Annotated in this window: 12 protein-coding genes; 10 read left to right on the top strand and 2 right to left on the bottom strand. The window is 69.7% G+C overall.

What is annotated here, in order from left to right; all coding sequences use genetic code 11:
- Nucleotides 1-111: 111 nt before the first annotated feature.
- Together ACZ6B1_RS31875 and ACZ6B1_RS31870 are read left to right on the top strand one after the other, a co-directional pair.
- Complete coding sequence (locus ACZ6B1_RS31875) at nt 112-1,653, top strand: RNA polymerase sigma factor (RefSeq protein WP_468784097.1); 1,542 nt, start codon at nt 112-114, stop codon at nt 1,651-1,653.
- 119 nt (nt 1,654-1,772) lie between these two features.
- Nucleotides 1,773-2,633: a serine protease gene (locus ACZ6B1_RS31870; RefSeq protein ID WP_468784095.1), complete on the top strand. Its 861-nt coding sequence runs from the start codon at nt 1,773-1,775 to the stop codon at nt 2,631-2,633.
- Nucleotides 2,634-2,733: 100 nt separating this feature from the next.
- Here the strand turns inward: ACZ6B1_RS31870 and ACZ6B1_RS31865 are convergent, their stop codons facing one another.
- Complete coding sequence (locus ACZ6B1_RS31865; RefSeq protein WP_468784093.1) at nt 2,734-2,961, bottom strand: DUF7455 domain-containing protein; 228 nt, start codon at nt 2,959-2,961, stop codon at nt 2,734-2,736.
- A 440-nt stretch (nt 2,962-3,401) separates the two neighbouring features.
- Here ACZ6B1_RS31865 and ACZ6B1_RS31860 point away from each other — a divergent pair, with 440 nt between their 5' ends.
- The 6 genes from ACZ6B1_RS31860 to ACZ6B1_RS31835 all read left to right on the top strand — a co-directional run bounded on the left by ACZ6B1_RS31860 (nt 3,402) and on the right by ACZ6B1_RS31835 (nt 10,360).
- Complete coding sequence (locus ACZ6B1_RS31860; protein ID WP_468784091.1) at nt 3,402-5,525, top strand: DNA gyrase/topoisomerase IV subunit B; 2,124 nt, start codon at nt 3,402-3,404, stop codon at nt 5,523-5,525.
- A gap of 281 nt (nt 5,526-5,806) precedes the next feature.
- Nucleotides 5,807-6,328 (top strand): DUF1453 domain-containing protein, encoded by a 522-nt coding sequence (locus ACZ6B1_RS31855; protein WP_468784089.1) that lies wholly within the window; start codon nt 5,807-5,809, stop codon nt 6,326-6,328.
- Nucleotides 6,325-7,476, top strand: coding sequence for a sensor histidine kinase (locus ACZ6B1_RS31850; RefSeq protein WP_468784087.1), 1,152 nt, complete (start codon nt 6,325-6,327; stop codon nt 7,474-7,476). The genes ACZ6B1_RS31855 and ACZ6B1_RS31850 overlap by 4 nt, the downstream gene beginning before the upstream one ends.
- Entirely contained in the window at nt 7,473-8,153 is a 681-nt protein-coding gene (locus tag ACZ6B1_RS31845) for a response regulator transcription factor (protein WP_468784085.1), read from the top strand. The genes ACZ6B1_RS31850 and ACZ6B1_RS31845 overlap by 4 nt, the downstream gene beginning before the upstream one ends.
- Nucleotides 8,154-8,222: 69 nt before the next feature.
- Nucleotides 8,223-8,771, top strand: coding sequence for a DUF485 domain-containing protein (locus tag ACZ6B1_RS31840; RefSeq protein WP_468784083.1), 549 nt, complete (start codon nt 8,223-8,225; stop codon nt 8,769-8,771).
- Complete coding sequence (locus ACZ6B1_RS31835; RefSeq protein ID WP_468784081.1) at nt 8,768-10,360, top strand: solute symporter family protein; 1,593 nt, start codon at nt 8,768-8,770, stop codon at nt 10,358-10,360. The genes ACZ6B1_RS31840 and ACZ6B1_RS31835 overlap by 4 nt, the downstream gene beginning before the upstream one ends.
- A 73-nt stretch (nt 10,361-10,433) precedes the next feature.
- On the opposite strand, the gene ACZ6B1_RS31830 is transcribed toward ACZ6B1_RS31835, so the two are convergent.
- Entirely contained in the window at nt 10,434-11,126 is a 693-nt protein-coding gene (locus tag ACZ6B1_RS31830) for a response regulator (RefSeq protein ID WP_468784079.1), read from the bottom strand.
- Between the two features lie 158 nt (nt 11,127-11,284).
- On the opposite strand from ACZ6B1_RS31830, the gene ACZ6B1_RS31825 reads away from it, so the two are divergent.
- Together ACZ6B1_RS31825 and ACZ6B1_RS31820 are read left to right on the top strand one after the other, a co-directional pair.
- Nucleotides 11,285-12,100 (top strand): ABC transporter ATP-binding protein, encoded by an 816-nt coding sequence (locus ACZ6B1_RS31825; RefSeq protein ID WP_358936660.1) that lies wholly within the window; start codon nt 11,285-11,287, stop codon nt 12,098-12,100.
- Nucleotides 12,090-12,953, top strand: coding sequence for an ABC transporter permease (locus ACZ6B1_RS31820; RefSeq protein WP_468784077.1), 864 nt, complete (start codon nt 12,090-12,092; stop codon nt 12,951-12,953). Before ACZ6B1_RS31825 ends, ACZ6B1_RS31820 begins: the two co-directional genes overlap by 11 nt.
- The last annotated feature ends 72 nt before the right edge of the window (nt 12,954-13,025 follow it).

The raw sequence follows: 13,025 nt of genomic DNA, 5'->3' as shown, positions 1-13,025 counted from the left end.
TGCATCTTCCCGGCCCCCGCCCGCTCCGTCGGCCCTCCCCGGCCGGTGGTCGGCTCCTGTCCGTTGTGGACGGGGCCGGAAGCCGTTTTCCAACGTTCCGAGAGGTTGTTCGTGTCGGCCAGCACATCCCGTACGCTCCCGCCGGAGATCGCCGAGTCCGTCTCTGTCATGGCGCTCATTGAGCGGGGAAAGGCTGAGGGGCAGATCGCCGGCGACGATGTGCGTCGGGCCTTCGAAGCCGACCAGATTCCGGCCACTCAGTGGAAGAACGTACTGCGCAGCCTCAACCAGATCCTTGAGGAAGAGGGTGTGACGCTGATGGTCAGTGCAGCAGAGCCCAAGCGCACCCGAAAGAGCGTCGCAGCGAAGAGCCCGGCCAAGCGCACCGCCACCAAGACGGTCGCGGCGAAGACGGTGACCACCAGGAAGGCCACCGCCACCACGGCCGCCCCGGTCGCGCCCGCCGCCCCGGCCGCCGACGAGCCCGCCGAGGAAGCCGCCCCCGCCAAGAAGGCCGCAGCCAAGAAGACGACCGCCAAGAAAGCGGCTGCGAAGAAGACCGTCGCCAAGAAGACCGCGGCCAAGAAGACCACGGGCAAGAAGGACGACGCCGAACTCATCGAGGACGAGGTCCTCGAGGAGACCAAGGCCACCGACGAGCCCGAGGGCACCGAGAGCGCGGGCTTCGTCCTGTCCGACGAGGACGAGGACGACGCTCCCGCCCAGCAGGTCGCCGCCGCAGGTGCCACCGCCGACCCGGTCAAGGACTACCTCAAGCAGATCGGCAAGGTCCCGCTGCTCAACGCCGAGCAGGAGGTCGAGCTCGCCAAGCGCATCGAGGCCGGTCTGTTCGCCGAGGACAAGCTGGCCAACGCCGACAAGCTCGCTCCCAAGCTCAAGCGCGAGCTGGAGATCATTGCCGAGGACGGCCGCCGCGCCAAGAACCACCTGCTGGAGGCCAACCTCCGACTGGTGGTCTCCCTGGCCAAGCGCTACACCGGCCGCGGCATGCTCTTCCTGGACCTCATCCAGGAGGGCAACCTGGGTCTGATCCGCGCGGTCGAGAAGTTCGACTACACCAAGGGCTACAAGTTCTCCACGTACGCCACCTGGTGGATCCGCCAGGCGATCACCCGCGCCATGGCCGACCAGGCCCGCACCATCCGTATCCCGGTGCACATGGTCGAGGTCATCAACAAGCTCGCGCGCGTGCAGCGTCAGATGCTCCAGGACCTGGGCCGCGAGCCCACCCCGGAGGAGCTGGCCAAGGAACTCGACATGACCCCGGAGAAGGTCATCGAGGTCCAGAAGTACGGCCGTGAGCCCATCTCGCTGCACACCCCGCTGGGCGAGGACGGCGACAGCGAGTTCGGTGACCTCATCGAGGACTCCGAGGCCGTGGTCCCCGCCGACGCGGTCAGCTTCACGCTGCTGCAGGAGCAGCTGCACTCCGTTCTGGACACCCTGTCCGAGCGTGAGGCCGGCGTCGTCTCCATGCGCTTCGGTCTCACCGACGGCCAGCCGAAGACCCTCGACGAGATCGGCAAGGTCTACGGCGTCACGCGTGAGCGCATCCGCCAGATCGAGTCCAAGACCATGTCGAAGCTGCGCCACCCGTCGCGTTCGCAGGTGCTGCGCGACTACCTCGACTAGGTCCTGGTCGTACGACTCCGAAGGCCCGGCCCCCTCGGGAGCCGGGCCTTCGTGCTGCGCGCGACGGCAGCCTGAACGACTCTGGGTGTTCCGGTACGACCCCAGAGTGAGGAAGCCGTATGCGTCGTTCGATCGCCCGGGCACTGATCCGGCCCCTGGCCCTAGCGGCCGTGATGACCGCCATACCCCTGACCACCTCGGCCCTCGCGGCCCCCGGCGGCGTGGTCGTCGGGGGGTTCCCGATAGACGTCTCACAGGCCCCGTGGACCGTGGCGCTGTCGAGCCGTGACCGGTTCGGGGGTACGCGGGCGGGGCAGTTCTGCGGCGGCGTGGCCGTCTCACGGACCACCGTGCTCACCGCGGCCCACTGCATGGCCGACGAGGTCCTGGGGGCGCCCCCGAACCGGGTCCGCGACCTGAGGGTCATAGCGAGCCGTACGGATCTGCTGTCCGACAAGGGTGAGGAGATCGCCGTACGGAACGCCCGGGTGAATCCGCGCTACGACGTCGACGGCAACTCCGGCGACTTCGCGGTGCTCACTCTCGCCGAGCCGCTGCCGCGGGGCGCCGTGGTGGCGATGGCGCCCGAGGGGGACCCGGCGTACAAGCCCGGGACGGAGGCCCTGGTCTCCGGTTGGGGCGATACGACGGGCGGCGGGGCGTACCCGCGCCACCTTCACGCCGCACACGTACGGGTGCTCGCGGACGACGTCTGCGCCCGCGCCTATCCCGGCGGTCCGGACGGGACCTACCGAGCCAGCAGCATGCTCTGCGCGGGAGAGCTCACCGGCGGCCCGGACGCCTGCCAGGGCGACAGCGGGGGCCCGCTCGTGGCATCGGGCCGGCTGATCGGGCTGGTGTCCTGGGGGAGCGGGTGCGGGCAGCCCGGAGACCCCGGTGTCTACACACGGGTGTCCGACATCCTCAGAAGCCTCGGAGGGCCGGCCGCGGGCCCCCAGCGGCCCCAGGAGGGCTCCTGAGGGCTACACGGAGGTACGAGCACGGGCGGCCGCTCCTGGAAGAGGAGCGGCCGCCCGTTCACCGGCCTGTGCCGGGGCTGGCTCGTCGTGTGTGCGAGATTCAGCGCTCTTCGTCGGAAGCGGTTGGAGCGGACGTCAGCCGCTCCGTCTCGTCCTGTATCTCAGCGGCGATCTTCTTGAGTTCCGGCTCGAACTTGCGACCGTGGTGGGCGCAGAAGAGCAGTTCTCCGCCGCTGAGCAGGACGACGCGCAGGTATGCCTGGGCGCCGCAGCGGTCGCAGCGATCGGCGGCCGTCAACGGGCTCGCGGGGGTCAGAACAGTAGTCACGTCGCCTCTTCTCTAGCTCGACGAGCTGTCGTACCAGGGTCAACATCCAACCAGCCCGAAAACGTTCCCGCTCGTGGCTTTTCCTCGAAAAAATTCTTCCGGGGCGGCTGTCTGCTGCCGGTTGGCGGCGAATGTGCCGTAGTGCGTGTCTTGGGTGCGTACGGTTTCGCGCGGTATCCGGTCTCTGTCCTCCCGGCTGGGTTGCCGGTTGTTCATGAGGACGTGCCCGGAGCCTAAATGGTTCATGCCTCCAAGGGAACGTGATGTGGACTTCACCCCATCGAGGGATCGAACATCTATGCGACCGTGGACTAGGCTGAGATTTCGACGAGGGTGGCGTTACAACGGCTCTACCAGGCCTCGGTACCCTCTGAGCGGCAACCGAAGCCGCCCCCTTACCCACAAGGGGGTCACCTGAAATTCAGCGAGGAGCGAACCGCGTGACCGCCGATACGTCCGTGCCGTCCACAGCGCTGCTGGCAGGAGCAGACCGGGACGGTTCCAACTACACCGCGCGGCACCTGCTCGTCCTCGAGGGCCTCGAGGCCGTGCGGAAGCGCCCGGGTATGTACATCGGCTCGACCGACAGCCGCGGTCTGATGCACTGCCTCTGGGAGATCATCGACAACGCCGTGGACGAGGCCCTGGGTGGGTACGGCGACCGCATCGAGGTGATCCTCCACGACGACGCCTCCGTCGAGGTGCGGGACAACGGCCGCGGCATCCCCGTGGACGTGGAGCCCAAGACCGGTCTGTCCGGGGTCGAGGTCGTGATGACCAAGCTCCACGCCGGCGGCAAGTTCGGTGGTGGCTCCTACGCCGCCTCCGGCGGTCTGCACGGCGTCGGCGCCTCCGTGGTCAACGCCCTCTCGGCCCGCCTCGACGTCGAGGTGGACCGCGGTGGCCACACCCACGCCATCAGCTTCCGGCGCGGCGTTCCGGGAGCCTTCCGCGGCAACGGCGCCGATGCCAAGTTCGAGGCCGGGAGCGGTCTGGCGAAGAGCAGGAAGATCCCCAAGTCCCGAACCGGCACGCGTGTGCGGTACTGGGCCGACCGGCAGATCTTCCTGAAGGACGCCAAGCTCTCCCTGGAGACGCTGCACCAGCGGGCCCGGCAGACCGCCTTCCTGGTGCCGGGGCTGACCATCGTCGTCCGGGACGAGTTCGGACTCGGCGAGGGTGGCAGCAAGGGCGAGGAGTCCTTCCGCTTCGACGGCGGTATCAGCGAGTTCTGCGAGTACCTGGCGAACGACAAGGCGGTCTGCGACGTCCTCCGCTTCTCGGGGCAGGGCACCTTCAAGGAGACCGTCCCGGTCCTGGACGAGCACGGCCAGATGACCCCGACCGAGGTCACGCGTGAGCTCGGCGTCGACGTCGCGCTGCGCTGGGGAACCGGCTACGACGCGAAGCTGCGGTCGTTCGTGAACATCATCGCCACCCCCAAGGGCGGCACTCACGTCGCCGGCTTCGAGCAGGCCGTCACCCAGACGATGAACGAGGTGCTGCGCGCCAAGAAGATGCTCCGCGTCGCCGAGGACAACATCGTCAAGGACGACGCCCTGGAGGGCCTCACCGCCGTCGTCACGGTGCGCCTCGCCGAGCCGCAGTTCGAGGGCCAGACCAAGGAGGTCCTCGGTACCTCGGCGGCCCGCCGCATCGTGAACAACGTGGTGACCAAGGAGCTGAAGGCGTTCCTGACCTCCACCAAGAGGGACGCGGCCGCCCAGGCCCGGGTCGTGATGGAGAAGGTCGTCGCCGCCGCCCGCACCCGGGTCGCGGCCCGCCAGCACAAGGACGCGCAGCGGCGTAAGACCGCCCTGGAGTCCTCGTCCCTGCCGGCGAAGCTCGCCGACTGCCGCAGCGACGACGTCGACCGCAGCGAGCTGTTCATCGTCGAGGGCGACTCGGCGCTCGGTACGGCGAAGCTGGCCCGGAATTCCGAGTTCCAGGCCCTGCTGCCCATCCGCGGCAAGATCCTCAACGTGCAGCGGTCGTCGGTGACCGACATGCTCAAGAACGCCGAGTGCGGCGCGATCATCCAGGTCATAGGGGCGGGATCGGGCCGCACCTTCGACATCGACGCGGCCCGCTACGGCAAGATCATCATGATGACCGACGCCGATGTGGACGGTTCCCACATCCGCTGTCTGCTGCTGACGCTGTTCCAGCGCTACATGCGGCCCATGGTCGAGTCCGGGCGGGTCTTCGCCGCGGTGCCGCCGCTGCACCGCATCGAGCTGATCCAGCCGAAGAAGGGCCAGGACAAGTACGTCTACACGTACTCGGACCGCGAGCTGCGCGACACGCTCATGGAGTTCCAGAGCAAGGGCGTCCGGTACAAGGACTCCATCCAGCGCTACAAGGGTCTGGGTGAGATGGACGCCGACCAGCTGGCCGAGACCACGATGGACCCGCGCCACCGCACCCTGCGCCGGATCAACCTGTCCGACCTGGAAGCCGCTGAACAGGTATTCGACCTGCTCATGGGCAATGACGTGGCGCCGCGCAAGGAGTTCATCTCCGGGTCGGCGGCGACCCTGGACAGGTCACGGATCGACGCCTAGCCGCGGCATCCGGCCCGGTCGGCCGGTCCGCTCGAGGTGAGCGAACCGGCCGACCGGGCCGGAGTGTTTCTCATGCGCGGAGACCGGCCTGAGCCGGGGCTCTTCGCCCGCGGGAACCATCGGCCACGCCGTCTCTCCACCCGTGGGTGGAGATCGACCCGCCCCCTGATTCCACCCGTGATCCACCCCCGCTCCGATCTCCCGACCGGCGGGTTTCCGTAGCTTCGATGGTGTCGGCGGCACCCGCTCCCGGCACCACCTTGTTGCTCACGGAGGCAGTGATGTCCGGGTTCGTCAACGCGCTGGTGATCGTGGCCGTCGCGGCCGTGGTGATCGTGCGGCAGTTCCGCGCCCGCGCGATCGACACGGACCGGCGCTGGTGGGCGCTGCCCGTGATCCTCGCCGTGGTGGCACTGCGTGAACCCGGCATACTCGACGACCATCACCCCACCGCCTCGACAGCCCTGCTCGCCGTCGAACTGCTCATCGGCGTGGTCACGGGCGCCGGCTGGGCCTGGACCACGCGGATCTGGACGGCGTCGGACGGTGTCGTGTGGACCAGGAGCACCAAGGCCAGCGCCGTCGTCTGGCTCGTCGGCATAGCCCTGCGCGCCGGAGTCTTCGCCCTCGGCGCCGCGGCAGGCGTGCACCAGGACAGTTCCGCGCTGATGCTGGGTCTCGCCGGCACGCTGCTGGTGCGGGCCGGGATCCTGGCCTGGCGGGCACAGTCCCTCGGCGCCTCGAACCGCCCGGCCCCCGCGTACGAGGACGACATGCGGCTCGCGTGGAAGGAGCGCGTGTGAAGGACAACGCTCTGACCCGCTGGCCGACCCGGGAGGCGCTCGGCCGGGCGGGCACCAGCCGGCCCCGGCGGATGCTCGCCTGGGCGATTCGGTTCCTGGTACTCGCCCTGCTGCTGTGGGGTGCTTTCAGCCAGAGACACGTCGGCATCGGGGTTGCGCTCGCGGCCGCCTCGGGAGTCCTGCTGGCCGGCCTTGTCTCCTGGGCCTTCTTCCACACCACCTATGAGCACCGGCTGGTGTCATCGCTCGCCCTCATGTCGGTGCTCCTGGGCATCGCGGTAGCGGCCGAGGCCACCGGGTTCAGAGGACCGGCCCTGGTGATCTGGTGCGGTTGCGGAGTCGCAGCCCTTGAGCGGCTGCCACTCGGGGCCGCGCTGCCCGTGACGTCCGTGGCACTGGCATCGTTCTCCGCCTTCAACAACGACGTGTGGCTCACCACGGCCGCCACGGTGGCGGGCATGGCCCTCGCCGGATACGTGCTGCGGCTCGACGCGGAGGCCCGGGGCGGCGCACAGCGGCTGCTGGCCCAGGAACGCGCCGCCCGCGCCGCCGAGGCGGAGTCGGCGGCCCTGGCCGAACGGGCGAGGATCGCCCGGGAGATCCACGACGTGCTCGCGCACAGCCTCTCGGCGCAGCTGGTGCACCTGGAGGCCGCCCGGCTGCTGATCGAGCGCGGCGCCGACCGGGACCAGATCCTGGAGCGCGTGGTGGCCGCCCGGGGCATGGCCCGCGACGGCCTCGCCGAGACCAGGCAGGCGCTGAGCGCGCTGCGTGGCGAGCTGACCCCGCTGGAGGAGTTCCTCACCGGACTCGTCAGTGCGGCCGACGGTGCCGATGTCACCGTCACGGGTGAGCGCAGAGCGCTGCCGGCCGAGGCGTCGCAGGCCGTGCGACGGGTCGCGCAGGAGGCGCTGACGAACGTCCGCAAGCATGCCCAGGGTGCCAAGGTGCAGCTGCGGCTCGACTACGGCGAGCACGAGGTGACGCTGGGGATACGGGACTCGGGTGGTCGTCCGGGCGAACTCACGGGTTCCGGCGGCGGGTACGGTCTGCGGGGGATGCGGGAGCGCGCCGAGTTGCTGGGCGGATCGCTCGACGCGGGACCGGACGAGGAAGGGTTCGTGGTGACGCTGAAGGTGCCCGTATGACGGAGGCTGGGGAGAGGAAGCCCGCGCGGGTCGTGGTCGCCGACGACCAGACCGTGGTCCGGGAGGGCATCGTGATGCTGCTGGGTCTGCTGCCCGGTCTGGAGGTAGTGGGGTCCGCCGGAGACGGCGAGGAGGCGGTGCGGCTGGTCGCCGAACTCGCCCCGGACGTGGTGCTGATGGACCTGCGGATGCCACGCTGCGACGGAGTGGAGGCCACGCGCCGGATCCGGTCGGAGTACCCGGGGACCCAGGTGGTCGTGCTCACCACCTTCGGGGACGACGAGTCGCTGTTCCCCGCGCTGCACGCGGGAGCCCGTGGTTATCTGACCAAGGACGCGGGTGGCGACGAGATCGTGCGGGCCGTGAAAAGCGTTCTGTCCGGAGAGGCGGGACTGTCGCCGAGCGTCCAGCGGCGCCTGCTGGAGAGGCTCTCGGAGCCCGCGCCCCCACCTGCCGTGACCGAGGCGCCCGACGGGCTGACCGCGCGGGAGGCCGAGGTCCTGGTGCTGATCGCCGAGGGGCTGACCAACCAGGAGATCGCCCGTCGGCTGCACGTCTCCACGGCGACCGTGAAGACCCACATCAACAATCTCTTCGCCAAGACGGGCCTCAAGGACCGGGCGCAGGCGGTGCGTTACGCCTATGCGAAGGGGCTGGTGAGGCCTCCCGTGAAATGAGTCACCTAATGGGGTGAAGCGTCCCGGGAAGAGAAGTCACGGATCTTCCCGGTCTGTCCATCCTTGGGTATGCAGTCAAGCGACGGTCGTGCACGGGGAGCCGGGGACGGTGCCGGGAGTTCGGCCGGCAATCACGAAGACCACGGCACGGCCTCCCGCGAGGTGAGGTACGAGGACCCCTGGTACGACGCCCTGGCCTCCGGCTGGGGTGAACCGGACGGCGCCGGCACGCCGGCCGGGACCGTACCGGCCGCGCGCGGGGAGTGGGACGCGGCGGCGGTCCGCGCCCGCGACGTGTATCTCGAGGTGCAGCGGAGCGAGGCCTTCCAGGAGGTGCGCGCCCGGTACCGGAGGTTCGTGGTGCCTGGTGCCGCCGTTTTCCTCGTCTGGTACGTGGCTTACGTGGTCACCGCGACGACCGCTCCAGGGCTCATGGCCAGACCGGTGGTGGGGGCGGTGAACGTGGGGATGCTGGCCGGGCTCGGTCAGTTCCTCAGCACGTTCCTGCTCACCTGGGGCTACGCCCGGCACGCTCGGCTGCGCCGGGACCGGCTCGCGCTGGAACTGCGCTGGGACACACAAGAATTGACCCGTGGAGCCCGGGGAGGCGCCTCGTGACCGGTGATCACCAGACACTGGGACTGCTGCTGTTCAGCGGATTCGTGGCCGTCACCCTGGCCATCACGACATGGGTGAGTCGCAGACGGCGCGGTTCGGCGGAGGAGTTCTACGCCGGCGGGCGGCTGTTCTCCCCGATGGAGAACGGTTTCGCGGTCTCGGGCGACTACGTGTCGGCCGCCTCCTTCCTCGGGGTCACCGGGCTCATCGCGCTGTACGGGTACGACGGACTGTTGTACGTGGTGGGCTTCCTCGTGGCATGGCTGGTCGTGCTGTTCCTGGTGGCGGAACTGGTGCGCAACTGCGGGCGGTTCACGCTCGCCGACGTGGTCGCCGCGCGGATGAGCGAGCGGCCGGTGCGGATCGCGGCGGGAACCGCCTCGGTCACGGTGTCCGTTCTGTATCTGGTGGCCCAGATGGTGGGCGCCGGCAGCCTGGTGGCACTGCTGCTGGGGCGCACGAGCGGGACGGCCCAGGCGTGGACGGTCATCGCGGTCGGCGCCCTCATGGTGACCTATGTGTCCCTGGGCGGGATGCGGGCCACCACCTGGATCCAGATCGTGAAGGCGGTCCTGCTGCTCAGTGGGACGGTCGCGCTGACCGTGCTGGTGTTGGTGCGCTTCCACGGCGACCTGGACCGGCTGCTGATCACGGCGGCCGAACGCAGCGGCCATGGCGACGCGTTCCTGGCGCCGGGGCTGAAGTACGGCGGGAGCTGGACCGCCCGCCTCGACTTCATCAGCCTGGGCCTGGCCCTGGTGCTGGGCACGGCAGGGCTGCCGCACATCCTCTCCCGCTTCTACACCGTGCCCACCGCGCGGGCCGCCCGCCGCTCCGCGGTGTGGTCCATCGGCCTGATCGGCGGCTTCTACCTGATGGCGATCGTGCTCGGCTTCGGGGCCGCCGCCGTGGTGGGCCCGGAGGCCCTGCGCCGCTCCAACGCGGCCGGGAACACGGCGATGCCCCTGCTCGCCCTCGATCTCGGCGGGGGAGTCGGCTCCACGGGCGGGACGGTGCTGTTCGCGGTGGTCGCCGCCGTCGCCTTCGCGACGATCCTCGCGGTGGTCGCCGGGATCACCCTCGCCTCCTCGGCGTCCGTGGCCCATGATCTGTACGCGTCGCTGCGGCGTCCGCACAGCAAGGTGCGCAGCGAGGTCGCGGTGGCCCGTGTCGCGGCCGTGGGCATCGGCGTCGTCGCGATCGCGCTCGGTCTGCTCGCGCGCGACCTGAACGTCGCCTTCCTGGTCGGTCTCGCCTTCGCCGTGGCCGCTTCGGCGAACCTGCCGGTGCTGGTGTACTCGCTGTTCTGGCGTTCCTTCACCACACGCGGTGCGGTGTGGGCCGTATACGGTGGACTGATCCCGGCTCTGGTGCTGGTGCTGCTGTCCCCGGTGGTGTCCGGCAGTCCCGGTTCGCTGTTCCCCGACATCGACCTGCAGTACTTCCCGCTGCAGAACCCGGGCATCATCTCCATCCCGCTGGGCTTCCTGGCCGGCTGGCTGGGCACGGTCACCTCGGACGAGGTCGCCGACGAGGCCAAGTACGCGGAGACCGAGGTCCGGTCGCTGACCGGCGCGGGCGCCGTGTAGCGGGGAGCAGGACGAGGGGCAGGCGCACCGTGCCTGGGCGCGGTGCGGGGCGGTGGCCGACGGGTACCGGTGCTTACGGCGCCACCCACGCGTACCGGTGCTCCGGGCGGCCGGTGTCGCCGTACTTCAGGGAGAGGCTGAGACGGCCCGCCTGTTCCAGGTGGCGGAGGTAGCGCTGGGCCGTGGAGCGGCTCAGGCCGGTGCGCGCCGCGACCTCATGGGCGGACAGCGGTTGATCCGCGCCGTGCAGCACGTCGCAGATGAGGTCCGTGGTGGGTTCCGAATGGCCGCTGGGCAGGCCCGGCGCGGACGGTGCGGGGGAGGTGCGCAGCGCGCCGAAGATCCGGTCGACCTGCTCCTGGCCCGTCAGCCCGTGTCCGCCGACCCGGTCGACGGTGCGGCGCAGGGCCGCGTAGGAGTCCAGCCGGGTGCGCAGGGCGGCGAAGGTGAAGGGCTTGACCAGATAGTGCAGGGCGCCAAGGCGCATGGCCTGCTGGACGGTCGTGACATCGCCGGCCGCCGTGATCATGATGACGTCGGTGCCGTGCCCCCGCTCCCGCATGCGGTGGACGAGTTCCAGACCGGTACGGTCCGGCAGGTAGTGGTCGAGCAGAACCAGGTCGATGGCGGCGCGTTCGAGGGCGGCCAGAGCCTGTGCGGCGCTGTGCGCGCGGGCGGCCACCCGGAAACCGGGAACCTTCCCCACGTACTTGGCGTTTATCTCTGCGACGCGGAAGTCGTCGTCCACGACCAGGACGTCAATCATCGGGCCTCTCCTCCAAGGCCGGCGAGCGTTGAGCCCGTGTTTCGGCTCCGCAGTTGTAGCGCGAGCAAAATGAGCACAACAGGTGCTTGCGAGCAAAAGAACGGCATGTGCTCACAAGACTGCTGCTGTGGCCGGGGCCACATCTACCGTCCCGGGCCATGAGCACAGACACCAGCCCCGCCATCGAGCTACGGGGCGCGAGCAAAACCTTCAGGACCCCGTCGGGGGGTCTGCACACGGCCGTGCGCGGCCTGGACCTCACCGTGCGGCGCGGCGAGTTCGTGGCCGTCGTCGGGCCGACCGGCTGCGGGAAGTCAACGACGCTGACCCTGGTCAGCGGCCTGGAGGAGCCCTCAGAGGGCGAGGTGCTGGTGGCCGGGGAGCCGGTCGACGGCGTCGGTGACAAGGTCGGCTTCGTCTTCCAGCAGGACGCCACCTTCCCCTGGCGGACGGTGCTGTCCAACGTGATGGCGGGGCCCCGCTTCCGGGGCGTGCCCAAGGCGGAGGCCAAGCAGAAGGCCCGCGAGTGGCTGGCCCGGGTCGGTCTCGCGGCCTTCGAGGACCGCTATCCGCACCAGCTCTCCGGTGGCCAGCGCAAGCGCGTCGCCCTCGCCGCCACCTTCGTCAACGACCCCGAGATCCTGCTGATGGACGAGCCGTTCTCAGCGCTCGACGTGCAGACCCGCGCGCTGATGTCGGACGAGCTGCTGGAGCTGTGGGAGGGCACGGGCGCCTCGGTCGTCTTCGTCACCCACGACCTGGAGGAGTCCATCGCGCTGGCCGACAAGGTCGTCGTGATGACCGCGGGGCCCGCGACCGTGAAGCAGGTCTTCGACATCGATCTGCCGAGGCCCCGCAAGGTCGAGTCGGTACGGCTGGAGCCGCGGTTCATCGAGATCTACCGCGAGATCTGGGAGTCCCTCGGCGAAGAGGTCCGCATCACCCGGGAAAGGGGTGCCGCGAATGTCGCCTGAGGTGCTCAGCACGCCGGTCGTCGACACGGCCAAGGCTCCGGGCCGCGCGGAGTCACGGGCTCAGGCCGCCCGCAGACGCAAGGTGGTCGTCACCGCCGCGCGGGTGCTCCTGCTGGTGGCCGTGCTCGGTCTGTGGGAGGCGCTGTCCCGGGCCGAGGTCATCGACCCGTTCAACTTCTCGATGCCCTCGAAGATCTGGGACCAGATCAGCACCTGGGTGATGCACGGGACCGCACAGGGCTCCCTGGGCGAGCAGATCTGGTACACGCTGCACGAGGCGCTGCTCGGCTGGGCCATCGGTGTCATAGCCGGTGTGGTGTTCGGTATCGCTCTGGGACGGATCGCCTTCCTCGCCGATGTCCTCGGCCCGTACATCAAGGTCCTCAACTCCCTTCCCAGGATCGTCCTGGCCCCGATCTTCGTGATCTGGTTCGGCCTGGGGCCCGCCTCCAAGGTCGCGTCGGCCGTGGTGCTGGTGTTCTTCCCGGTGTTCTTCAATGCCTTCCAGGGCGCCCGAGAGGTCGACCGCAACCTGGTCGCCAATGCCCGGATCCTCGGCGCGAGCGACCGCAAGGTGACGCTTCAGGTGGTCGTCCCGTCGGCGACCTCCTGGATCTTCACCAGCCTCCACGTCAGCTTCGGCTTCGCCCTCATCGGCGCCATCGTCGGCGAGTACATCGGCGCCACGAAGGGCATCGGCCTGCTCGTCGCCGCGTCGCAGGGCACCTTCAACGCCGCCGGCGTCTACGCCGCGATGGTCATTCTCGCGGTCGTCGCGCTCCTCGCCGAGGGTCTGCTGACCTTCGCCGAACGCCGCATCTTCCGGTGGAAGCCGGCGAACTCCGACCGCTGAGCCCCGGCCGCCCGGCGCCGTCGTGAAGCCGTAGCACCCCAAGACGCCCCTCCTCCCCGCACCGCCCCCTCA

It is taken from the genome of Streptomyces sp. NPDC041129 (assembly GCF_055592265.1).
This window is presented reverse-complemented; position numbering and strand designations above follow the sequence as displayed.